The sequence below is a fragment of the Mannheimia sp. E30BD genome, from assembly GCF_041807785.1.
Taxonomy (GTDB): Bacteria; Pseudomonadota; Gammaproteobacteria; order Enterobacterales; family Pasteurellaceae; genus Mannheimia.
The window spans coordinates 26,249-49,143 of record NZ_JBGTYX010000006.1 but is presented as its reverse complement, the minus strand read 5'-3'; the positions used below and the strand labels follow the sequence as shown (position 1 = coordinate 49,143).

At 40.4% G+C, this 22,895-nt stretch carries 20 protein-coding genes and 1 pseudogene; 11 read left to right on the top strand and 10 right to left on the bottom strand.

The genetic code is table 11. The features are described from left to right. Nucleotides 1-87 precede the first annotated feature (87 nt). Both folE and truA read left to right on the top strand, forming a co-directional pair. Nucleotides 88-777 (top strand): GTP cyclohydrolase I FolE, encoded by a 690-nt coding sequence (gene folE, locus ACERCG_RS05525; RefSeq protein WP_373611055.1) that lies wholly within the window; start codon nt 88-90, stop codon nt 775-777. 44 nt (nt 778-821) lie between these two features. Continuing rightward, the gene (gene truA, locus ACERCG_RS05520; RefSeq protein WP_373611054.1) at nt 822-1,607 is read left to right on the top strand and encodes a tRNA pseudouridine(38-40) synthase TruA; all 786 of its coding nucleotides are present in this window, start codon (nt 822-824) and stop codon (nt 1,605-1,607) included. A 52-nt stretch (nt 1,608-1,659) separates the two neighbouring features. Here the strand turns inward: truA and ACERCG_RS05515 are convergent, their stop codons facing one another. Beyond that, a complete protein-coding gene (locus ACERCG_RS05515; protein ID WP_373611053.1) occupies nt 1,660-3,804 on the bottom strand; it encodes a heavy metal translocating P-type ATPase in 2,145 nt (714 codons plus the stop codon). After that, the gene (locus ACERCG_RS05510; protein WP_006251942.1) at nt 3,804-4,004 is read right to left on the bottom strand and encodes a heavy-metal-associated domain-containing protein; all 201 of its coding nucleotides are present in this window, start codon (nt 4,002-4,004) and stop codon (nt 3,804-3,806) included. Before ACERCG_RS05510 ends, ACERCG_RS05515 begins: the two co-directional genes overlap by 1 nt. Before the next feature lie 73 nt (nt 4,005-4,077). On the opposite strand from ACERCG_RS05510, the gene ACERCG_RS05505 reads away from it, so the two are divergent. From ACERCG_RS05505 to parE, 3 genes are all read left to right on the top strand, one after another. Then, on the top strand, nt 4,078-4,467 hold the full coding sequence (locus ACERCG_RS05505) for a Cu(I)-responsive transcriptional regulator (protein ID WP_373611052.1): 390 nt from the start codon (nt 4,078-4,080) through the stop codon (nt 4,465-4,467). 48 nt (nt 4,468-4,515) lie between these two features. Beyond that, on the top strand, nt 4,516-5,178 hold the full coding sequence (locus tag ACERCG_RS05500) for a Fic family protein (RefSeq protein ID WP_373611051.1): 663 nt from the start codon (nt 4,516-4,518) through the stop codon (nt 5,176-5,178). Between the two features lie 97 nt (nt 5,179-5,275). Then, a complete protein-coding gene (gene parE / locus ACERCG_RS05495) occupies nt 5,276-7,189 on the top strand; it encodes a DNA topoisomerase IV subunit B (RefSeq protein WP_373611050.1) in 1,914 nt (637 codons plus the stop codon). A gap of 143 nt (nt 7,190-7,332) precedes the next feature. On the opposite strand, the gene plsY is transcribed toward parE, so the two are convergent. Further along, a complete protein-coding gene (plsY, locus tag ACERCG_RS05490) occupies nt 7,333-7,938 on the bottom strand; it encodes a glycerol-3-phosphate 1-O-acyltransferase PlsY (protein WP_373611049.1) in 606 nt (201 codons plus the stop codon). 70 nt (nt 7,939-8,008) lie between these two features. On the opposite strand from plsY, the gene folB reads away from it, so the two are divergent. The 4 genes and pseudogenes from folB to ACERCG_RS05470 all read left to right on the top strand — a co-directional run bounded on the left by folB (nt 8,009) and on the right by ACERCG_RS05470 (nt 11,750). Next, nucleotides 8,009-8,365, top strand: a complete 357-nt coding sequence (gene folB / locus ACERCG_RS05485) for a dihydroneopterin aldolase (protein WP_373611048.1) — start codon at nt 8,009-8,011, stop codon at nt 8,363-8,365. Next, nucleotides 8,362-9,264: a DMT family transporter gene (locus tag ACERCG_RS05480; RefSeq protein ID WP_373611047.1), complete on the top strand. Its 903-nt coding sequence runs from the start codon at nt 8,362-8,364 to the stop codon at nt 9,262-9,264. The genes folB and ACERCG_RS05480 overlap by 4 nt, the downstream gene beginning before the upstream one ends. 14 nt (nt 9,265-9,278) lie before the next feature. Continuing rightward, nucleotides 9,279-10,169, top strand: a complete 891-nt coding sequence (gene cdd / locus ACERCG_RS05475) for a cytidine deaminase (protein ID WP_373611046.1) — start codon at nt 9,279-9,281, stop codon at nt 10,167-10,169. Nucleotides 10,170-10,404: 235 nt separating this feature from the next. Continuing rightward, nucleotides 10,405-11,750 (top strand): annotated as a pseudogene (locus tag ACERCG_RS05470) (DASS family sodium-coupled anion symporter). Between the two features lie 48 nt (nt 11,751-11,798). On the opposite strand, the gene ACERCG_RS05465 reads toward ACERCG_RS05470, so the two are convergent. Next, nucleotides 11,799-12,941 (bottom strand): 5-methyltetrahydropteroyltriglutamate--homocysteine S-methyltransferase, encoded by a 1,143-nt coding sequence (locus ACERCG_RS05465; RefSeq protein ID WP_373611045.1) that lies wholly within the window; start codon nt 12,939-12,941, stop codon nt 11,799-11,801. Between the two features lie 281 nt (nt 12,942-13,222). Then, nucleotides 13,223-15,790, bottom strand: coding sequence for an ATP-dependent chaperone ClpB (clpB, locus tag ACERCG_RS05460; RefSeq protein WP_373611044.1), 2,568 nt, complete (start codon nt 15,788-15,790; stop codon nt 13,223-13,225). 252 nt (nt 15,791-16,042) lie between these two features. Between clpB and ACERCG_RS05455 the strand changes: the two genes are divergently transcribed. Both ACERCG_RS05455 and ilvD read left to right on the top strand, forming a co-directional pair. Beyond that, on the top strand, nt 16,043-16,690 hold the full coding sequence (locus ACERCG_RS05455; RefSeq protein WP_373611043.1) for an OmpW family protein: 648 nt from the start codon (nt 16,043-16,045) through the stop codon (nt 16,688-16,690). Nucleotides 16,691-16,886: 196 nt separating this feature from the next. After that, nucleotides 16,887-18,734, top strand: a complete 1,848-nt coding sequence (ilvD, locus tag ACERCG_RS05450; protein WP_373611042.1) for a dihydroxy-acid dehydratase — start codon at nt 16,887-16,889, stop codon at nt 18,732-18,734. 67 nt (nt 18,735-18,801) lie between these two features. Here the strand turns inward: ilvD and ACERCG_RS05445 are convergent, their stop codons facing one another. The 5 genes from ACERCG_RS05445 to modB form a co-directional block, all read right to left on the bottom strand. Continuing rightward, nucleotides 18,802-20,091: an MFS transporter gene (locus ACERCG_RS05445; RefSeq protein ID WP_373611041.1), complete on the bottom strand. Its 1,290-nt coding sequence runs from the start codon at nt 20,089-20,091 to the stop codon at nt 18,802-18,804. Between the two features lie 237 nt (nt 20,092-20,328). Beyond that, nucleotides 20,329-20,652, bottom strand: coding sequence for an RnfH family protein (locus ACERCG_RS05440; protein ID WP_373611039.1), 324 nt, complete (start codon nt 20,650-20,652; stop codon nt 20,329-20,331). Next, nucleotides 20,642-21,076, bottom strand: coding sequence for a type II toxin-antitoxin system RatA family toxin (locus tag ACERCG_RS05435; RefSeq protein ID WP_373611038.1), 435 nt, complete (start codon nt 21,074-21,076; stop codon nt 20,642-20,644). Before ACERCG_RS05435 ends, ACERCG_RS05440 begins: the two co-directional genes overlap by 11 nt. A 54-nt stretch (nt 21,077-21,130) precedes the next feature. Beyond that, on the bottom strand, nt 21,131-22,186 hold the full coding sequence (modC, locus tag ACERCG_RS05430) for a molybdenum ABC transporter ATP-binding protein ModC (RefSeq protein ID WP_373611037.1): 1,056 nt from the start codon (nt 22,184-22,186) through the stop codon (nt 21,131-21,133). Next, on the bottom strand, nt 22,173-22,865 hold the full coding sequence (modB, locus tag ACERCG_RS05425) for a molybdate ABC transporter permease subunit (RefSeq protein ID WP_373611036.1): 693 nt from the start codon (nt 22,863-22,865) through the stop codon (nt 22,173-22,175). The genes modC and modB overlap by 14 nt, the downstream gene beginning before the upstream one ends. Between the last annotated feature and the right edge of the window lie 30 nt (nt 22,866-22,895).

The window sequence follows — 22,895 nt, the reverse complement described above, 5'->3', positions numbered from 1 at the left end:
AGTGATGGCTGAAATAGTCCATTTTAGAGCTATTTTTTTTGATGTCAATTTGTTAGAATCTTTCGCTTGTATTTGAGAGGAAAACCAATGACAACGATCTCGCCCGAATTAAATAGTGTAGAAAATCAACTTTCGCCTGAAGCTCAAAAAGTTCGCCAAGCCTTATTGGCAAAAGGCATTGAAACGCCAACAGTCGCACACAAAAAAGATAAAGACAGCCGCCGTGCGAAAATTCAACAGCATATGCAAGCCATAATGGAGTTGCTCGGCTTAGATTTAACCGATGACAGCTTAGAAGAAACACCGCATCGCTTAGCTAAAATGTATGTGGACGAGATTTTTAGCGGCTTAGATTATGCGACTTTCCCGAAAATTACCAATATTGAAAACCGAATGAAAGTTAGCGAAATGGTGTTAGTTGATGATATTACCCTTACTTCAACGTGTGAACATCATTTTGTAACCATTGATGGTAAAGTGGCAGTGGCATATTACCCAAAAAAATGGGTGATTGGGCTCTCAAAAATTAATCGTGTTGTACAGTTTTTTGCACAACGACCACAGGTGCAAGAGCGTTTTACTGAACAAATTCTAACGGCGTTTCAAACGATTTTAGAAACCGATGATGTTGCCGTTTATGTAAAAGCAACGCACTTTTGCGTGAAATGTCGTGGGGTAAAAGATACCAACAGCTATACGGTTACCTCAGCCTTTGGTGGTGTATTCTTAGAAGATAGAGAAACCCGCAAAGAGTTTTTAGGCTTATTAAATCAGTAATTGCTAGGGCGAAAAATCTTTCGCCCTCTTTTTTAGGATTAAAAATGAAAATCGCATTAGGCATTGAGTATGACGGCAGCCGCTATTTTGGCTGGCAGAAGCAAGAATCAGTTGAAAGCGTACAGCAAAAATTAGAACAAGCCCTTTCTGTTGTTGCCAATTCGCCTGTGGAAGTGTTCTGTGCTGGTAGAACCGATGCTGGCGTGCACGGCACAGGACAAGTGGTACATTTTGAAACGAATGCTAATCGACCTCTGCAAAGCTGGTGCTTCGGCACTAACGCTCATTTGCCCGAGGATATTGCGGTGAAATGGGCGGTGGAAGTGAGTGAGGATTTTCATGCTCGCTTTAGTGCAACAGCTCGCCGCTATCGTTATATTATTTTTAACAGCAAACTGCGTTCAGCCATTTTGCCAAAAGGCGTTACCCATTTTCATTTCCCACTTGATGAACAGAAAATGCACCAAGCTGGGCAATATTTGCTTGGCGAGAATGATTTCTCCTCTTTCCGTGCGGCAAAATGCCAATCAAACACACCGTGGCGGAATATCCACCATTTAAATGTTTCTCGACAAGGCAATTATGTGATTGTGGATATCCAAGCGAATGCGTTTGTGCATCATATGGTAAGAAATATTGTTGGCACTTTGCTTGAAATCGGGCAAGGCAGACAGCCTGTAGAATGGGCAAAGTGGGTGTTAGAACAACGCAATCGAGAAATCGCAGCGCCTACAGCGAAAGCAGAAGGCTTGTATTTAGTCGAAGTGCATTATCCAGAACATTTTGGTATTCCGAAAACGGCGTTAGGGCCGTTGTTTTTAGCGGATTAATTAAGACAAGCGGTTGAATTTGTAAATTTTTTTGCAAATCCAACCGCTTGAATTATTTCAACAGTCTTTGGCTATTCAGCACTACCGTAATAGAAGATAATGTCATCGCAACCGCAGCAATCACTGGGTTGAGCAGCCAACCAGTAAACGGATAAAGCATTCCTGCTGCCACAGGAATCGCAACCACATTGTAGATGAATGCACCTAGCAGGCTCTGTTTCATATTTTTTAGCACTCGTTTTGAGAAGGGTAAAATTTGGCTTACAGGTGCTAATCCGCTTTTCATCAGAGAAAGATCGGCAGTTTCCACCGCAATATCTGATCCATTATGCATTGCAATTCCCACATTCGCTTGAGCAAGGGCTGGGGCATCATTAATGCCATCGCCAATCATCGCCACTTTTTTTCCTTCTGCTTGCAACGCTCGAATTTTCTCCGCTTTTTGTTCGGGTAAGACTTCAGCAATCACGCCATTTAAGCCCAGCTCTTTGGCAAAATAATCAGCGGTTTCTTGGCGATCGCCTGTAAGCATTAGGCATTGATAACCTTCAGCTTGGAACCGTTGAATTGTTTCTTTCGCTTCAGGGCGAAGTTGGTCTTGCACCGAAATTCTGCCAATTATTTCATCATTAACTGCAATATAGATAAGTGTGGCAGTACAAGCGGTTGTTTTTTCCGAAAAATTTACAAATGAGGCATTGCCGATTTTAACTCTATCTTCTCCCACCTTGCTTCGAATGCCCAATCCTTTCTCCACTTGAATTTCATTGACATCAAGAGAGGGATAATTTTCCGCAAATTTTACAATCGCTTTCGCAATGGGGTGAGAGGCGTGCTGCTCTAAACTTTTGGCAAGAGTAATCAAATCATTTCTATCAAAATTATTGAAGGTAATAACTTCCGTAACCTCCATTTGCCCTGTGGTGAGCGTGCCTGTTTTATCGAAAACTAGAGTATCAATTTCACTCCCTGCTTGTAAGGCTTGAATATTTCTCACTAATACACCGAATTCAGCCGCACGAGCTACCCCTGCAATGGTTGAAAGTGGAATGGCTAACCCTAAGGCACAAGGGCAAGCAATAATCAGCACGGTGGTAAAAATGGAAAGTGCAAAGGCGAAATCTTTCCCGACAAGAAGCCAAATTAAAGCAGCAAATAATGCAATAGAAATAACTACAGGCACAAATACAGCGGCGACTTTATCAACAAATTGAGCAAGTGGTGGTTTGCTACTTTGGGCATGGCGAACGGCATGAATCACACGAGCTAAAGCAGTTTGAGAACCAACTTGCTCGGCAATATAAACCCCTGAACCATCTTGCACCAGCGTGCCAGCTCGGACTTTATCGCCTATTTTTTTCTCAATCGGCAAGGCTTCGCCTGTCAGCATTGATTCATCAACCCAAATTGAGCCATTTTCTAAAATGCCATCAACCGCTAGGCGATCACCCGTTAAGGCTTGCACTCGCATTTCAGGTTTAATGCCTTTGGCTGGAATAGTTTTTGCAATATTTTCTTCAAAAATGACCGCTTGTTTCGGGGCGAGATCGAGCAGTTTTTCCAATGCAAGGGAAGAGCGTTGCTTGGCTTTAAGTTCAAGGTATTTGCCTAAATTGATAAAGCCGATAATCATCACACTCGCTTCAAAATAGACGTGAGCATTTGGCTGTGGAAACAGCGTAAGCCAAAATGAATAAAGCCAAGCCGTGCCTGTGCTTATGGCGACTAACACGTCCATATTGGCAGATTTATTTTTAAGGGCGTTATAAGCCCCCGAAAAAAATTCTCTGCCCGAAAAATACATTGTAGCAAGCGTGATGAGAGACCAAACAAGCCAAAGCGAGCGATTGTTTTCGGTAATCTGCATACCCTTATAAAAGCCAAACACCATCAACGCAAAGCCTGCAACAAGAGCCACGATAAATTGTGTACGCTTATGGCTTAGCACACGTTTAGTTTGAGCTTGCAGCTTGGCTCTACGCTCTTCCTCGCTTTCTAATATCTCTGCCACAAAACCAATTTTAGTAACAGCGGCAATTAATGCTTCTGAATTAGCATTTCCTTGCACAAAAGCGGTTTGATCAGCAAGATTAACAGAGGCAAAACTGACGTTTTCTACTTTAAGCAATGCTTTCTCAACTCGGCGAACACAAGCAGCACAGTGCATTCCATCAATTAAAAGCTGTTGTTCGGTCATTATGCTAATTTCGCTCCAAAACCAATATCTTCAACTGTTGCAATTAAATCTTCAGCCAAAACTTCGCCTTCAACTACCGCTGTTTGATTTTCTAAGGTTACGATAGCTTGCGTTACTCCCGAAACGTCATTTAAAGCCTTTTCGACACTTTTCACGCAGTTACCACAATGTAATCCGTCTAATTGTAATTTGATTGCCATTATTTTCTCCTATGTTGAGTGGTTATTCGAGGATATAATAAGGTTTAACCTTAGGTTAAAGTCAAGAGGGAATATGAACATTAGCCAAGCCGCCGAAAAAACAGGGCTATCTACCAAACAAATTCGAGACTATGAGAAAGCAGGACTGCTCCCGGTTCCAGCTCGCACACAATCGGGTTATCGTTTTTATAATGAAGCGGATTTAGATCGATTGTTTTTTATTGGTAATGCAAGAAAAGTCGGCTTTTCACTTGTGCAAATTGCCGAATTATTGAAACTAAACGACAACCCAAACCGCACCAGTAGAGAGGTAAAAAAGCTTACCGAGCAACATATTGCAGAGCTGGAACAAAAAATAAATGACTTAAACGAAATGCTTAAATTACTCAGAAGCTGGAGCCGCACTTGCTGTGGCAACAACAGCCCTGAGTGTTCAATTTTGAATGGGTTGAGGGATCATTAAGCTAAAAATGCAGTAAAATAGAATGACTTTAGTCTATAGGTAAAAATTATGACAAATAACCAAAAAAAAGCCTTATTTTCTTCCACCAGAATGCACTCTGAATTGGTTTACAATATGACTAAATTAGAGGGAAATCCTTACACTTATAGTGAGGTTAAAACTCTCTTAGATGGTATTACTGTTGGCGGAAGGAAATTATCTGATCAAGAACAAGTATTACGAGTTTCAAAGGCTTGGGAAGAGCTCCGTTCACAAATTAAACAAGGTACTTTTACGCTAACTAAAGCGAATTTTATCCATTTTAATCAAATTGTAGCTGAAAATGAGGCATTAATTGTTGGCTGTTTTAGAACGGGGCAAGTTTATATTGCAGGTGTTGAAAAATATATCCCCCCTAAAGCAGAAGAATTAGATACTGTTTTTGAGCAAATGATGAAAGAATTTCAGCAACTAGAGGCTGATGTTCACACCAAAGCATTTTGGCTATTTTTACAATGTGCTAAACATCAATTTTTTTACGATGGTAATAAACGCACAGCTCAATTAATGATGAATGGTTTTCTTTTAAGTCACGGTTTGCCTGTAGTAAGTATTCCAGCACGATTAAAACGTAGTTACGACAGTAAAATGACACGCTTTTACGACACCAATAAAATGCAGCCTATGATGAAATTTCTGCAAAAATTGGCGGATAGTGGGAGATATGAGTAATGTAACAAGCGGTCATTTTTCCACAAATTTTTGCAAAATAGGCTAAATTTTCTTAAAATTCAGCCTTATTTTATTTTGTAGCCTAAGAGAAAGAATAATGTCAGAAAAACGCTATGGGGCGGATGAAATTACCGTTCTGAAAGATCTTGAACCTGTGCAGCTTCGTCCGGGAATGTACACTGATACCACACGCCCAAACCATTTAGGGCAGGAGGTAATTGATAATAGTGTGGACGAGGCGTTGTCGGGCTATGCAGATAAAATTGATGTTATTCTTCACACCGATAATTCATTAGAAGTGGTGGATAACGGGCGAGGAATGCCTGTGGATATTCACTCAACAGAGAAAATTTCAGGCGTTGAACTTATCTTAACAAAACTGCACGCTGGCGGTAAATTCTCGAATAAAAACTATACGTTCTCGGGCGGTTTGCACGGGGTAGGGATTTCAGTGGTAAATGCTCTCTCTGAGCGTGTTGAAATTCAGATTAAACGTGGAGGCGAGATTTATTCTATTGCTTTTGCTAATGGTGTAAAAGTCGAAGAGCTAACGGTTATCGGCACTTGCCCGAAAAAACAGACAGGCACAACTGTTCGTTTTTATCCAAATCCGAAATATTTTGATAGCCCACGTTTTTCAGTCAGCCGTTTACGCCACTTATTGCGTGCAAAAGCGGTACTTTGCCCGAAATTAACTATCAACTTCATTGATAAAATCAACAATACCGAAGAAACTTGGTACTACGAAGATGGTTTATCTGATTATTTAACCGAAGCCTTAAATGGCTATGAAACCGTGCCAAATCCACCATTTATTGGTGATGTAACCGCTGAAACGGAAGCGGTAAGTTGGGCTTTAACGTGGTTGCCTGAAGGCGGCGAGTTAGTAGCGGAAAGCTATGTAAACTTAATCCCAACCGCACAAGGTGGTACGCACGTTAATGGCTTGCGTAACGGTTTATTAAAAGCGATGGTAGAGTTCTGCGAAATTCATAATTTATTGCCGAAAGGCATTAAATTAACTGCTGATGATGTCTGGAATCGCTGTGCTTATGTGCTTTCGCTCAAAATTCAAGAGCCACAATTTGCTGGGCAGACGAAAGAGCGTTTATCTTCTCGCCAAGCCTCAAGCTATGTAGATAATACATTAAAAGATGCCTTTAGTTTATGGTTAAACCAAAACGTGCAAACGGGTAAACTGATTGCGGAAATGGCGATTAGTTCTGCTCAAAGTCGTATGCGTGCGGCGAAAAAAGTGGTGCGTAAAAAATTAGTCAGCGGACCAGCCTTACCAGGTAAATTAGCAGATTGTACCGCTCAAGATTTAAGCCGTACTGAGCTGTTTTTAGTGGAAGGGGATTCTGCTGGCGGTTCAGCAAAACAGGCTCGTGATAAAGAGTATCAAGCTATTCTTCCTCTGCGTGGTAAGATTTTAAATACTTGGGAGGTTTCATCAGACCAAGTATTGGCTTCGCAAGAAGTTCACGATATTGCGATTGCATTAGGTATTGATCCTGATAGTGATAATTTAGAAGAGTTACGTTACGGTAAGGTCTGTATTCTTGCCGATGCGGATTCAGACGGTTTACACATCGCGACATTACTTTGTGCCTTGTTCCTTCGCCATTTCCCGCAATTAGTAAAAAACGGACACGTTTATGTGGCAATGCCGCCGCTTTATCGTATCGATATCGGTAAAGATGAAGTGCATTATGCCTTAGATGAGGCAGAAAAAGAGGCGATTTTGGCTCGCCTTGCAAAGAAAAAAGGCAAGCCGAATGTACAACGTTTTAAAGGCTTAGGCGAAATGAACCCAAGCCAGTTGCGTGAAACCACGATGGATCCAAGCACTCGCCGTTTAGTGCAATTAACCTTTGATGAAAGCGTTGATGTGGAAGAAGGCGAAATTAGCACCTTTGAAATTATGGATATGCTACTCGGTAAAAAACGAGCGGAAGATCGCAAGCAATGGTTGCAAAATCGAGGCGATGAAGCGGATTTAGCAGTGTAATAAGCGGTTGGATTTTTGTAATAATTTGCAAAATAAATGTAGGGGCAGGTCCTGTGCCCGCCCGAGAATATTTACGGACAGGTACAGGACCTGCCCCTACGAATAAAACAAAACAGGCACCATTAAATGATGCCTGTTTCTTTTTATGCTTTCTTTTTCTTCAATTTATCCCACACTTTATCTTCTTGCCCTCGCCATAAACGCTGAATGTTGTCGTGATGGCGGTAAACCAATAAACAGCAAACTAAGGCAACCGGGAAAGTAAATTGTGGCTCAAACCACCAAATATAAAACGGCACTATTAGAGCAGTCAGTACGGCACTTAAAGACGAATAGCCCGAAATCAAAAACACCAAAAGCCAAGTGCCAATCGCCCCGCCGGCTACCACAAAACTTAATGCAGAAATTGCCCCAAATGCGGTAGCAACACCTTTTCCACCTTTAAATTGAAAGAAAACAGGGAAGATATGCCCCAAACACACCGCTAATGCGATAAAGCCTAATTCGGAAGGCGATAAGCCAAAATAAATTCCCATCGCAACAGGCAATGTGCCTTTTAAAATATCGAATAGCAACACCCCCAATGCAGCACTTTTTCCGCCAATGCGTAGCACATTGGTTGCCCCAGCGTTGTGTGAGCCAACTTCTCGTGGGTCTGGCAAGCCGGCAAGTTTGCAGAAAATCACCGCACTTGAAATTGAGCCTAGCAAATAGGCAATCAAGATCAATAAATAGGGAATTAAAGTCATAAATTTTCCTGATTAAATTTATCTTGTGCTATATTTTACAGAAATTCGCAAAATAAAACAGGACGAAACAATGAGCGATAAAGTTTTTATTCGAGAGCTGACCACTTTCGCTTCTATCGGGGCTTACGATTGGGAGCATACCATCAAACAACGTTTGGTATTTAATATTGATATGGAGTGGGATTTCGCCAAAGCTGCTGAAACTGACGATGTGCAATATTGCCTCAATTATGCGGAAGTGTCGGAAAAAGTAATTCATTTTGTTGAGTCGCAACCTTTCAAATTAGTGGAAACCGTTGCTCATCAACTAGCGGAATTATTACAAAAAGAGTACCAACTTGCTTGGATTCGCATTGAACTACATAAACCAAAGGCGGTAGCTCAAGCAAGTAGTGTGGGCGTGATTGTGGAACGAGGTCAGCAATGACTTCATCATCACTGAAATTTGGCTATCTCAGTTTAATTATCGCAACCCTTTTCTGGGGTGGAAATTTTGTATTAGGCAAAGTGTTAAGTGGCTCAATTCAGCCCATCACTTTAACTTATTTACGCTGGCTTCCTGCATTTTTAATTTTAGCGTTGATCTTTTTTCGTCCAACACTAGGGGCGATACCTTTATTAAAATCTCGTTTAGGTGTGATGTGGGTGTTAGGGTTACTTGGCGTTATTTTATTTCCGGCTACTTTATACGAAGGCTTAAAAACTACAACCGCACTTAATGCCAGCCTCTATTTAGCCATTTCGCCCGTGTTGGTACTGTTTTTAAATCGACTTGCTTTCAAAGAGAAAATCAGCCCAATTATTTTAACGGGGGCAATCATTAGCTTGTTCGGCGTAGCTTGGCTTTTAATGCAAGGGGAGCTTTCTCGCTTATTTAGCCTTTCAATTAATAAAGGCGATTTATGGGCAATAGCTTCTACGGTAAGTTGGGCGGTTTATTGCTGTGTAATTCGATTACGTCCTCAAGGCATAAGTAATACGGTGTTTCTTACCGTGTTGGTTGGTTTAGCGGTTATTACTCTAACGCCTTTCTTTATTTATGAGTATGTAACAGAATCTGCAAAAAATTTAGCAAATTTGACCGCTTTACAATGGAATGGTATAGGTTATTTAGTTATCGGGCCGTCTATTCTCTCTTATGCTTTTTGGAATTTTGGCATTGCGATAGTTGGTTCAGCCAAAGGGACAGTAATGACAAACTTTACGCCACTATTTGCCGCTATTTTTAGCATTACTTTATTAAATGAAGTGGTGCATACTTACCATATTATTAGTGCTGTACTGATTACGGCAGGCATACTGATTTGTAGCTATAAAAAACATTAACCGGAGGTTGTAATATGTTTCGTACAGAAATTTCAGAACGTTTTGAACAATTAATGGCGGAGAAAAAGTGTGAAATCACAAAAACCGTGATTGAACAACTTATCAAGCAAGATTTTCACGGGCAGTTATCTTATGAGGTTGTTGATGAACTGTGCGGACAATTCAAACGTTCTCGCATTGAATTAGCTCTATTTTGCATTTCAATTGCCGCTTGCTATGCAGTTACGCCCGTTTCTCATTTTAATGTAGGGGCGGTTGCAATTGGAAAACGAGGGGATTTCTACTTCGGAGCGAACCAAGAGTTTTCTGGAGAAAGTATGCAACAATCGGTTCACGCTGAGCAGAGTGCGATTTCTCACGCTTGGCTTGCAGGCGAAACCTTAATTACTGATGTAGTGGTTAATTACACCCCTTGCGGACATTGCCGTCAATTTATGAATGAACTTAATGGAGCAGAAAATCTAAAAGTCCATTTACCACATAGCCAAGACAATTTATTACATAACTACTTGCCAGATAGTTTCGGACCAAAAGATTTAGGCATTGAAAAAGTCTTGTTTGACAACCAGCCGCAGCAATTTGAGGTTACAGGCGATAAATTACAACAAGCCGCTATTGTCGCCGCAAATACCTCTTACGCCCCTTATAGCAAAGCCTTTAGCGGAATCGCATTGCAAGTGGGCGAGCGTATTATTTTTGGAAAATATGCCGAAAATGCGGCGTTCAATCCAACTTTTTTACCATTACAAAGTGCGTTGAATTATCGGCTATTTTTAGGATTAGCCGATGTGCCTATTGAGCGAATGGTATTAGCCGAAGCAGAAGGAGCATTGAGTAGTAGAGCGATGACAAAAGCCCTAGCGAAATCCTTATTAGACTTAGATGTTGAATATGTTCCATTGTAAGCGGTCTGATTTTGAGAAAATTTTGCAATTATAATGACACTTTCGAAAGCGGGCAGAAATACTCGCTTTTTTATTCTCAATCTTTTTGACTTAACTCATATTTTTATTCGCTTTTTATCGCAGAGCATTCTAATTTAGTTAAGATACAACCATTTAGGTATTACTAGAGTTTTTAAGGACATTCAATGGAGAATAATGCACTTATTTTAGAACAAAAGAAAAAAATTGCCGAGATATAGCAATTTTTTTAGCGGATGTTGTTTTGTTCTTTACCTTACTCAAGGTCCTGCCTTTTGAGCCTGAGCCAACTAAAGGATTAGCTATTTTAGCTTTCGTGGCTATTTTATGGCTCACGGAAGCAGTTCACGTTACTATTACTGCTCTTTTTGTGCCTGTGTTAGCAATTGCATTAGGGGTAGTTACTTCAAAAGAAGCATTAAGTGCCTTTGCTGATCCAACCATTTTTTTATTCTTTGGTGGTTTTGCATTGGCTGCAGCATTGCATATCCAAAAAATTGATAAAATGATTGCGAATAAAATTATGGCGCTGGCAAAGGGGAAACTATTTATTGCGGTACTCTATTTATTTGCCGTGACTGCTTATTTATCAATGTGGATGAGTAATACTGCAACTGCAGCAATGATGTTACCCCTTGCATTAGGTATTCTTAGTAAAATGGACAGAGAATCGGAACGTAATACTTATACTTTCGTCTTACTTGGGATTGCGTATAGTGCAAGTATCGGCGGAATGGGGACGTTAGTCGGGAACCCACCAAATGCGATTGCTGCCTCTCAGTTACACCTTACATTTTCTGATTGGATGATGTATGGCTTACCGGTTATGTTGATTATTTTACCCTTGGTAATTTTTATTTTATATCTCACTTTCAAGCCTAGATTTAACCAAGATTTTGAGTTTGGGTTTGAACAAATTAACTTTAATAGACAACGCATTATTACGCTGGGTATTTTTATTTTCATTGCGTGCTGCTGGATGCTAAGTAGTGTAATTAATCCTCTTATCTCAAGTTTTTTAGGCTTAAAAGCTAATATTGGCAACTTTGATAGTATTATCGCACTCGTTGCTTCCTTGTTACTCTGTGTCACAAAAGTGGTAAGTTGGCAACAAATTCAAGAAAATACAGAATGGGGGAATACTATTTCTCTTTGGTGGAGGACTAACACTTAAGTGTCGTACTTAGTCATACAGGGGCGAGCCGAATTATGGCGGAAGGCATTATTTCTTTAATTGAAGGCAAACATTATTTTATTGTGTGCTTAATTATTGCTGCCTTTATTATCTGCTTAACGGAGTTTACTTCAAATACTGCTAGTGCAGCCCTACTTGTACCGATATTTATTTCTATTGCAGAAGCATTGAATATTAATCCGTTAGGTTTTGCTCTGATAATCGGACTTGGGGCATCTTGTGCCTTTATGTTGCCTGTAGGAACACCACCTAATGCCATTGTTTACAGAACAGGTTTGGTTAGACAAAAAGATATGCTCAAGTCTTATAAAATCGACTTGCTTTGTATATTAGTGATTGCCGGAATTGGTTACTGGTTCTGGTTGTAAATGAAAATAGCCAAGTGATTACTTGGCTATTTTTTTATAAAAAGGGAATTACTTACCCCAAACTTCTTCCGCAATTTCTTTAATTAAGTTTAATTTTGCCCACTGTGCTGCTTCAGTTAAGATGTTACCTTCTTCGGTTGAAGCAAAACCACATTGTGGCGATAAGCATAATTGGTTAATCGGCACAATTTGAGCCGCTTCTTTAATGCGTTCAATGATTGCATTTTTATCTTCTAAATCGCCAAATTTCGAGGTAATTAAACCAAGAACTACCTGCTGATCTTTAATATGGCGTAACGGCTCGAATGTGCCTGCACGTTCGGTATCATATTCTAAGAAGAAACCATCAATACGGCATTTGCCGAATAGCGTTTCAGCAACAGGACCATAACCGCCTTCTGAGAACCAAGAAGAACGGAAGTTGCCACGACAAATGTGCATTGTAATAGACATATCCGCCGGTTTTGCATCCACAATACGGTTTAATAATGCGACATAGTTTTCAGCAAGTTGAGTTAAATTAATACCTCTTTCTTCAAACTCTTTACGTTTGTTTTCTGCACAGAGTTGCCCCCAGCTTGTATCATCTAGCTGTAAGTTGCGTAAACCCATTTCATAGAATTTGTGCATTGCTTTGATATACGCATTCGCAATATCATCGTAGAGTTTTTGTTCATCTTGATATTGCGGAAGAGGTTGGTAATTTTCATCGCGAATACAGCAAACAAGGTGTAGCATTGTTGGTGCTGGAATAGTGAACTTAGTTGGATAATCACCTGCTGCTTCTTTTAAAATTTGGTAAGCATCGATAAATGAGTGATTGTCAGAGAAATCAATATCACCTACGATTTTCACGGTTTGACCTTTCGGTTTATGCCCAGTGAAATTTACATTAAAGACCTCTGTTTCTTGCCAGTCCATACCGTCAAGTTCAGCTAAGAAATCTAAATGCCACCAAGTACGGCTAAATTCACCATCAGAAACTGCTTTCACACCGTGCTGTTTTTGCAATTCAACGAGCTTTTTCACTTCTTGACGAGTTACTTCTCTGAGTTCCTCTTGGCTGATTTTTTGCTGATTGAAATCTTCTCTCGCTTGTTTTAACGCATCAGTACGTAAAAAACTTCCCACAATATCATTGCGATAAGGGGCTTGAGTACGAATGGTTGCATCTGGAAATAATTTGCTCATAAATCACTCCTTGTAATTGTTGGTTATAAACGTTGTTAATCATAACAAAAATAGTAATAAAAAGCCCTTCATTAGCTTATGAAAATTAATGAAGGGCAGTATGAAAATTTTTACTATACAAGCGGTTATATTTTGACAATTTTTTGCAAATCTCAGCCTTCTTGATAGCGCTAGCGTCCACGCTAGTGCTATTTAATATGTTTGCAAATTTTCTTGCAAAATTAACCGCTTGTAAGGTACGAACGAAGACGCTCGCACTATTGGTAGAGAGGGTAAAAATATTATTGTGTTGCCACAATTCGTCCGTCTTGATAATCCACCGTTACAGGTTTATTTGGTACTAATTTACCGCTTAAAATCTGTTGAGCGAGTGGATTCTCAAGCTCTTGCTGAATTGCACGTTTAAGTGGTCTTGCACCGAATAATGGGTCAAAGCCTGCATTGCCGATATGATCTAAAGCCGCATCGGTTACGGTTAGGCTATAACCACGTTCTGCCAAGCGAGTAATTAAGCGTTGTAGCTGAATGTTCGCAATCGAGCGGATATGGTCTTGTCCTAACGAGTGGAATATTACCGTTTCATCAATACGGTTGATAAACTCAGGACGGAAGTGGTGTCCAACAACTTCCATTACCATCTCTTTCACCACATCATAGCCCTTATGTGCATTCTCTTGAATGAGGTGCGAGCCTAAGTTTGAGGTCATAATCACAACGGTATTACGGAAATCTACGGTTCTGCCTTGCCCGTCGGTTAAACGACCGTCATCTAACACTTGCAGTAAAATGTTAAATACATCAGGGTGAGCTTTCTCCACTTCATCGAGTAGCACTACAGAATATGGACGGCGGCGAACCGCTTCAGTTAAATAGCCCCCTTCTTCATAGCCCACATAGCCTGGAGGTGCACCCACTAAGCGAGAAACGCTATGTTTTTCCATAAACTCAGACATATCAATACGCACCATTGCATCAGGGTCATCAAACAAGAAGTTAGCCAATGTTTTGCTCAATTCTGTTTTACCTACCCCTGTTGGGCCTAAGAATAAGAACGAGCCAATTGGTTTATTCGGATCAGAAAGCCCTGCACGGCTACGGCGGATTGCATTTGCCACCGCATCTACCGCTTCATTTTGCCCGATAACACGAGCGTGCAATACCTCTTCCATACGAAGAAGTTTTTCTTTCTCGCCTTCCATCATCTTAGCAACAGGAATGCCAGTTGCTTTTGAAAGCACTTCCGCAATTTCTTCTTCGGTTACTTTGGTGCGAAGTAGCTGTGCTTCTGCATTTTTTTCGCCATTTTCGACCGCTTGTAACTGCTTTTCTAAGTTTGGAATCACACCATATTGCAACTCAGACATTTTCTCGAAGTTGTTTTCACGGCGGGCTTGATCCATTGCAATGCGAGCGTTTTCAAGCTCTTCTTTAATATGCTGAGTGCCAAGCAATGCAGATTTTTCTGCTTTCCAGATTTCTTCCAGCTCGGAATATTCACGCTCTTTCGCTGCCATCTCTTCGTCTAATTTGGCTAAACGCTGACGGCTCGCTTCATCTTCCTCTTTTTGTAACGCTTGGCGTTCCAATTTAAGCTGGATAATACGGCGCTCTAATTTATCCAATGGCTCAGGTTTAGAGTCAATCTCCATACGCAGACTTGAAGCCGCTTCATCAATCAAATCAATCGCTTTATCTGGTAATTGGCGGTCAGATACATAACGGTGCGAAAGCGTTGCTGCTGCCACGATGGCTGGGTCGGTAATTTGAACGTGATGATGGATTTCATAACGCTCTTTCAAACCACGCAAAATCGCAATGGTATCTTCCACCGTTGGCTCATCAACCAATACTTTTTGGAAACGGCGTTCAAGTGCCGCATCTTTTTCAATGTATTGGCGATATTCATCAAGAGTAGTTGCCCCAACACAGTGCAATTCGCCTCGTGCAAGGCTTGGTTTTAATAAGTTTCCTGCATCCATTGCGCCGTCTGTTTTGCCTGCCCCGACCATTGTGTGAATTTCATCAATAAAGAGGATAACTTGCCCTTCTTCTTTCGCAAGCTCGTTTAAAACCGCTTTTAAACGCTCTTCAAATTCGCCACGATATTTCGCCCCTGCAATTAACGCTCCCATATCAAGAGAAAGTACACGCTTGTTTTTCAAGCCTTCAGGCACTTCACCGTTTACAATGCGTTGGGCTAAACCTTCCACAATCGCAGTTTTACCCACACCCGGTTCGCCAATTAGCACAGGGTTGTTTTTGGTACGGCGTTGTAGCACTTGCACGGCACGGCGGATTTCTTCATCACGCCCGATAACAGGGTCTAATTTGCCCGCTTTTGCACGTTCGGTTAAATCAATCGTATATTTTTTCAATGCTTGACGGGTTTCTTCCGCATTTTGATTATTCACGTTTTCTCCTCCACGAATTTGGCTAATTGCTTGTGTCAGTTTTTCTTTGCTTAAGCCAAATTTTTTCCATAATTTTCCTAAATCGCTATTATCCTCAATGCTTGCCAACACAAACAATTCAGAGGAAATAAAACTATCGCCAAATTGCTGTGCGAGTTTGTCAGATTGATTTAATAATCTCACTAATTGCTGTGAAACCTGCGTGTTTCCACCTTGAACCTGTGGCAAGCGGTCTAAAGTGGCTTGCAATTCGCTAATCAAAGTTTGTACATTGATATTTAATGCCGTAAAGAGTGGAGCAACAGAGCCACCATCTTGTTTCACTAACGCATACAGTAAATGAGCTGGTTCGATATAAGGGTTATCTTTGCCAACCGCAAGTGATTGGGACTCTGCCAATGCTTCTTGCAGTTTTGTGGTCATCTTTTCAAAATTCATCTTTTCTCTCCCATACTTAAGAGTTCATCGAAATAAGCTAATATTGTTTAGCTTCATCTTTAACGAAACTATAAATGGTGTTTGTCAAGCACTTTTCAAGTAAAAATGTGAAAAAGATCACAAAAATAAATAAAATAACTCTCTATAGGTAGTTTAATGTTAAAAGTTTGATAAATATCAATTTACTTCTCTTTCACTTCATTTACATTTACCTACTTATGGGTATAATTTAATTTTTAAGAGGATATAAAAATGAAAAAAACAGCATTAGCAATTCTTTTAGGTGGGATTTTATTAGCTGGCTCAGCAATGGCACACCAAGCAGGTGATACAATGTTCCGCTTTGGTGCGGTGAATGTGCAAGCAAATTCAGAATCGAATACAGTTACACCAGTTAAGGTTGATTTAAAAGTGAAAAACAACACTCAGCTTGGTTTAACCGCAACTTATATGTTGGCGGATAATGTGGGTATCGAATTATTAGGTGCAACGCCGTTCTCTCACAAAATTAACGGTAAAGTGCCTGCGTTAAACTTAGACTTAGGCAGAGTAGTAAGTTTAAAACAGTTACCGCCAAGTCTTTATGCTCAATACTATTTCTTTGAGCCTACTGCAAAAGTAAAACCTTACGTTGGTGCAGGTATTAACTATACTCGTTTCTACCACGCTAAATCAGTTCACCCAGCAGTTACTAATTTAGAGGTAAAAAAACACTCTTTTGCACCTGTGGCTAACTTAGGGGTAGATGTAAAATTAACTGATAACATCTACTTCAACGCAGCAGCGTGGTACACACGCATTAAAACAACGGCTAAATTTAAAGCGTTAGGGTTAGATCACGAAGTAAAAGTGAAACTTGACCCAGTGGTATTATTTGCTGGTTTCGGTGTGAAATTCTAATTTCCTTTGATACTTAGCTAGAAAAAAGAGTGTTAATCTAACCATTAACACTCTTTTTTATTTTACAAGCACAAGCGGTTAAATTTTTGCAAAATTTTACAGAAAAACAACCGCTTGTAAAAAGATTACCGCTTCCCAAAAAATTCAAGTAGAATTAATCCATTTAACAAACACAACATAATATTTGGAGAAGATTATGCCTATTTTACGTTCTGCGACCTCTACACAAGGTCGTAATATGGCGGGTGCAAGAGCTTTATGGCGTGCTACTGGAATGAAAGAAAATGACTTCGGTAAACCGATTATTGCGGTGGTAAACTCATTCACCCAATTTGTTCCCGGGCACGTTCACTTAAAAGATATGGGGCAATTAGTTGCTGCTGAAATTGAAAAAGCAGGCGGTGTGGCAAAAGAATTTAACACCATTGCGGTGGACGATGGTATCGCAATGGGGCACGGCGGTATGCTTTATTCATTACCAAGCCGTGATTTAATTGCCGATAGCGTGGAATATATGGTAAACGCTCACTGTGCTGATGCAATGGTTTGTATTTCTAACTGCGATAAAATCACTCCGGGAATGTTAATGGCGGCAATGCGTTTAAATATTCCGACTATTTTCGTTTCAGGTGGTCCAATGGAAGCAGGGAAAACCAAACTTTCTGACCAGTTAATTCGTTTAGATTTAGTTGATGCAATGATCGAAAGTGCAGATCCAAATATCTCTGATGAGCGTATTGATGCCATTGAAAAACACGCTTGTCCGACGTGCGGTTCTTGTTCGGGTATGTTTACTGCAAACTCAATGAACTGCTTAACCGAAGCCTTAGGGTTAAGTTTGCCGGGTAATGGTTCAATGCTTGCAACACACGCAGATCGTAAAGAATTATTCTTAAAAGCAGGGCGTGAAATTGTCGAACTTTGCCGTAAATATTACCAAGAAGATGATGAAAGCGTGTTACCTCGTTCTATTGCAAGTTTTGATGCCTTTGAAAACGCAATGAGCTTAGATATTGCAATGGGCGGTTCAAGTAATACGGTGCTTCACTTATTAGCAGCAGCACAAGAAGCCGGTGTGGATTTCAAAATGGCAGACATTGACCGTCTTTCTCGTGTTGTGCCGTGCTTAAGTAAAATTGCCCCGAACACCAACAAATACCATATGGAAGATGTGCACCGTGCAGGTGGTATTATGGGGTTATTGGGCGAGTTAGACCGTGCCGGTTTAATTCATCGCCACGTTAAAACTGTGTTAGGATTGACGATTGAAGAGCAACTTAACCAATATGACATTATCCGTAACAAAGACGAAGAGTTACACAAATTCTTCCGTGCTGGCCCTGCAGGTATTCGTACTACCAAAGCCTTCTCACAAGATTGCCGTTGGGATACCGTTGATGATAACCGTGAAAACGGCTGTATCCGCAACGTAGAAAATGCGGTAACTAAAGAAGGCGGTTTAGCGGTATTATTCGGTAACATTGCGGAAGATGGCTGCATTGTAAAAACTGCGGGTGTTGATGAATCTATTTGGAAGTTTACAGGTACTGCCATTGTGTTTGAAAGCCAAGAAGATGCAGTTGCAGGCATTTTAGGTGGAAAAGTAAAAGAAGGGCATATCGTGATTATTCGTTACGAAGGACCGAAAGGTGGGCCGGGTATGCAAGAAATGCTTTATCCAACCAGCTACTTAAAATCAATGGGCTTAGGCAAAAAATGTGCGTTATTAACAGACGGACGTTTCTCTGGCGGTACATCAGGTTTATCTATCGGACACGCTTCACCGGAAGCCGCTTCAGGCGGTGCAATTGCCTTAATTAACGATGGCGATACAGTTTCAATTGATATTCCAAACCGCTCAATCAATTTAATGATTTCAGACGAAGAATTGGCTGAACGCCATAAAGAGATGGAAGCTCGTGGCGATAAAGCGTGGCAACCTGTTAATCGCAAACGTGAAGTGTCATTTGCACTAAAAGTATTCGGACATTTTGCAACTTCAGCGGATAAAGGTGCGGTGCGTGATGTTTCGCTCTTAAAATAATAATACTGTGAAAAGTAATAAAGCCTCAATATTGAATTGAGGCTTTATTTTTTTGCATAGTTAGAATTTATTTCTTCTGCTTAAGAAAATGCACAGTACAAGCTGCAATTAATAACACTACGGCTGCACCTAAATAGAGTTCATTCTTTTTCCAGCCTGCATCTAATAAAACACCGGCAAGTGTTGGCGAAATAATTGAGCCTAAACGCCCTACGCCGATGGCTGTGCCAACACCTGTACTACGGAAGTCTGGAGCATAAAGTGTTGGGTTGATAGTGTATAAGCCTGTAATGCAACCATTGATTAATCCACCAACCAGAATTGCTAAGGCAATAGCTAAGCCTAAAGTGCCAGAGAATACGAAGGCAACAACGACAGTGGCAGAAAGAATGCTGAATAGCTGTAAAATATTTTTCGCTGCCCAACGGCTAACTAAGAAACCGAAAATTAATGAGCCGATTGTTCCACCCACTGAAATTGCCATACCTACCGTTTGGCTTTGGGTTTTTGGCATTCCTGCTTCTTCTAAAAGAGCTGGCGTCCACGAGCTGATAAAGTAGAATGAAGCTGAAATAGCAATGAAAGCTACCCAAATTAATAAGGTATTACGGCGATATTCAGGCTCGAATAAGCGAGTAATGGCGACTTTATTTTTGCCTTTTGTTTCTACTTCAGGCAATTCCCAACCTGTGCCTAAGCCAAGTTTAACTGCAATTTTATTCAAGCGTTCTTTGGCGTTTGCAGGTCTTTTTGAAATTAAGAATTCCACCGATTCAGGCAATACAAAAAGAAGCAGTGTAAATACTGAACCTGTTAAAACTGCACCCACTAAAAATACTGCTCGCCAGCCATAGACATCTTGTAATAATACGGCTGACATACCACCTAACATTGCCCCAATACCAAAGCCCGAAGCATAAATGGCGATAGCTAAACCACGCCATTTTTGGCTAGCATACTCGCTGACTAATACGTTTGTACCCGTTAGAATGGAGGCAATGCCTAATCCTGTGATGACACGGTATAAACCAATCTCAAAAGCAGATGAAGCAAAATAGGTTAATAACATACCTAATGTGGCTAAGCCTGTGCCGATTAAAAGTAACGGACGGCGACCAAATTTATCTGCAAGAGGGGAAAGTAATAATGAGCCGATTGCCATACCAAATAAACCAGCACTCATTAATGTGCCGATAGTTGCCCCATCTAAATTTAACTCTTCTCGAATGCTTTTAGCTGTAAACGCAAGAGCCATTAAATCAAAGCCATCAAGCAAGTTCAGTAAAACAGTAAGACCAACAACAAACCATTGAAATGGTGTCATTTTGTTTTGAGCAATTTGATTGCGAATATCCATAAGTTGTTCTCCAAGCATAATCTATTTTTATACCTTGAACTATATGGATTTACAAAAAAGTAATCAAACGCAAAATTTACATAAAATTTATGAAAGATTTTCATAATGGATAAATCCGTTAGAAGGGAATAGGGAATTTAAATTGTAGGGGCGAAACATCTTTCGCCCTAAATGGAAATGATTGTTGATAGGAGGGCGAATAATTATTCGCCCCTACATTAGGTAAATGGAGAAAAATTATTTCTTCTCCGCCTGTTCAGCGGCTCTTTTGCGTCTAATTTCTTTCGGGTCAGCAATTAATGGACGGTAGATCTCAATTCTGCCGCCATCTTCCACCGTTTCATTGAGCTTAGCAGGGCGGCTAAAAATACCGACTTTATTTTCTCGCAAGTCGATTTCGGTATATTTTTCTAATACGCCAGAGAGCAAAATAATATTTTGAATCGTGGTGTTGTGCGGCACTTGCAGTTTTTTGAGGAAATATTTATCTGGATAGGCGTAAAGCACTTCTACATTAATTAATTGCATTTCCTGTTCTGTTTGAAGTTGTTCAGACATCATACACCTCTTTTGCTCGTTGTTTGAAAGCATTGACCATTTTTAACGTCAGTTCATTAAATACTTTACCGAAAACTAATGCCACAATCGGGCTTGAAAATTCAAAATTCAGCTCCAGTGAGATTTTACAGCTTTGCTCATCAAATGGCGTGAATGTCCAAAAGCCGTGTAAATGACGGAAAGGGCCTTGCACTAAATTCATTTCGATTTTATAGGGCGGAGTCATTTTATTATGGGTACTAAAGGTTTGGCTAATTCCCAACTTTTGAATATGAAGCTCTGCGGTTAATTCATTTTCCCCTATACTTAAGGTTTTTGCACTCACACAGCCTGATAAAAACTCAGGATATTTCTCATAATTATTTACAAGCTGATACATCTGTTCAGCACTATAAGGCACAAGGGCGGATTGACTAACGGTTGGCATAATATCTCTTTTTTGAATTAACAAGCGGTCATATTTTACAAGAAATTTGCAAGGCTATAAAGAAACGCTTTTGACTTGAATATAAACAGCTTGTCCTTCTTTGGGCGAAAGCTCCTCAAAAGACCACAGGCTGATCGTACTCCAAATGGTTTGATCTTCAACAAGAACAGCGAGATCAACCCTGTCTAAATGGGTTTCAATCTTCTGAATATAACCTTTCAATACATTACGGATTGAACTTTGGATTGGCTTTTGCAAGCTGATGGAGACATCTTTACTCGCAATAGTAACACGCAAATTTTCACCCATTTGATGACGAGGAAGCTGGTTAATCCACAAACGTTGCTCATTTAGTCCTAATCCAAGCATATTGTAGCTTGATTGCTGCTCTTTTATCGGTAACTCAAGCAAACTAATGCGTTGATTATTCGGCTGCCAATCGGCAAAAGCAGGGCTGTGCCACACATTTGCAACGCTATCAAACGCCATCACTTTGCCGTTATTGAGCAAAACGAGTTGATCGGCAAGGCGAACAATTTCTTCTAAGCTATGGCTAACATAGAGAATTGGAATATTGAGCTGAGAGGCTAATTTATCTAAATAATCGAGTAGCTCTTGTTTGCGTGGTAAATCAAGGGCAGATAAAGGTTCGTCCATCAATAAAATATCGGGGGAACTTAATAAAGCACGTCCAATCGCAACTCGTTGTTTCTCTCCACCAGAAAGACTAGCAGGGTAGCGATCCAATAAATGAACAATGCCTAAAAGTTCCACAATTTGCAAAAAATCGGAAGAATCTGACCGCTTGTAGCCATATTTCAGATTTTTTTCTACTGAATAATGCGGAAAAAGCCGATGTTCTTGGAATACATAGCCAATATTGCGTTTTTCAGGCGGTAGATTAATACCTTTTTCGCTATCAAACAGCACTCGTCCGTTTAATTCAATCCGCCCAGATTGAGCGGTAGAAAGCCCTGCAATTAAATTAATCAGGCTAGATTTACCTGCCCCCGAACGCCCGAAAATAGCGGTAATGCCTTGAGCTGGAATTGCTAAATTGACATTCAAATCAAGATTGCCGAGTTGCTGAATAAGGTTAAGTTTTAGCATAGCGTTTCTGCCTTTCAGCCAACCATTCTGAACAGAATAGGGCGATTAATGAAATTACAATAGCTACCAAGCATAATCGGGCGGCAGCCATTTCGCCATTTGGGGTTTCAATAAAAGTAAAAAGAGCGGCTGGAATAGTTTGGGTTTGGTTTGGTATATTGGAAACAAATGTAATAGTTGCTCCAAACTCGCCTAATGAACGGGCAAAACCGAGAACGCTGCCTGCAATAATGCCTGAAAATGCGAGGGGTAAATTTAGGGTAAAAAAGACTTTTAATGGGCTTGCCCCTAATGTGCGGGCGGCTTGTTCAAGTTTAGGATCAACGGAATCAAATGCCAAGCGAATAGAACGTACCATTAGCGGAAATGCCATTACCATCGAAGCAAGTACAGCCCCTTTCCACGAAAAACTAAAACTAAAATTAAACCACTCCCACAAATATTGTCCGATGACACCTCGTTTTGCCATTGAGATAAGTAATAAATAACCAATCACCACAGGGGGTAAAACTAAGGGAAGATGGACAATACCATTAAGCAAATTTTTACCCCAAAATTGTTTGCGAGAAAGCAACCAAGCCACCCACACGGCAAGCGGCAAAGCAAGCACCACTGCAATGGAGGCAACTTTTAGGCTGAGAACAATCGCATTTAGTTCTTGTGGGGTAAAATCAAACATAATCTAACTATTTGGTTATAAATTTGCCCT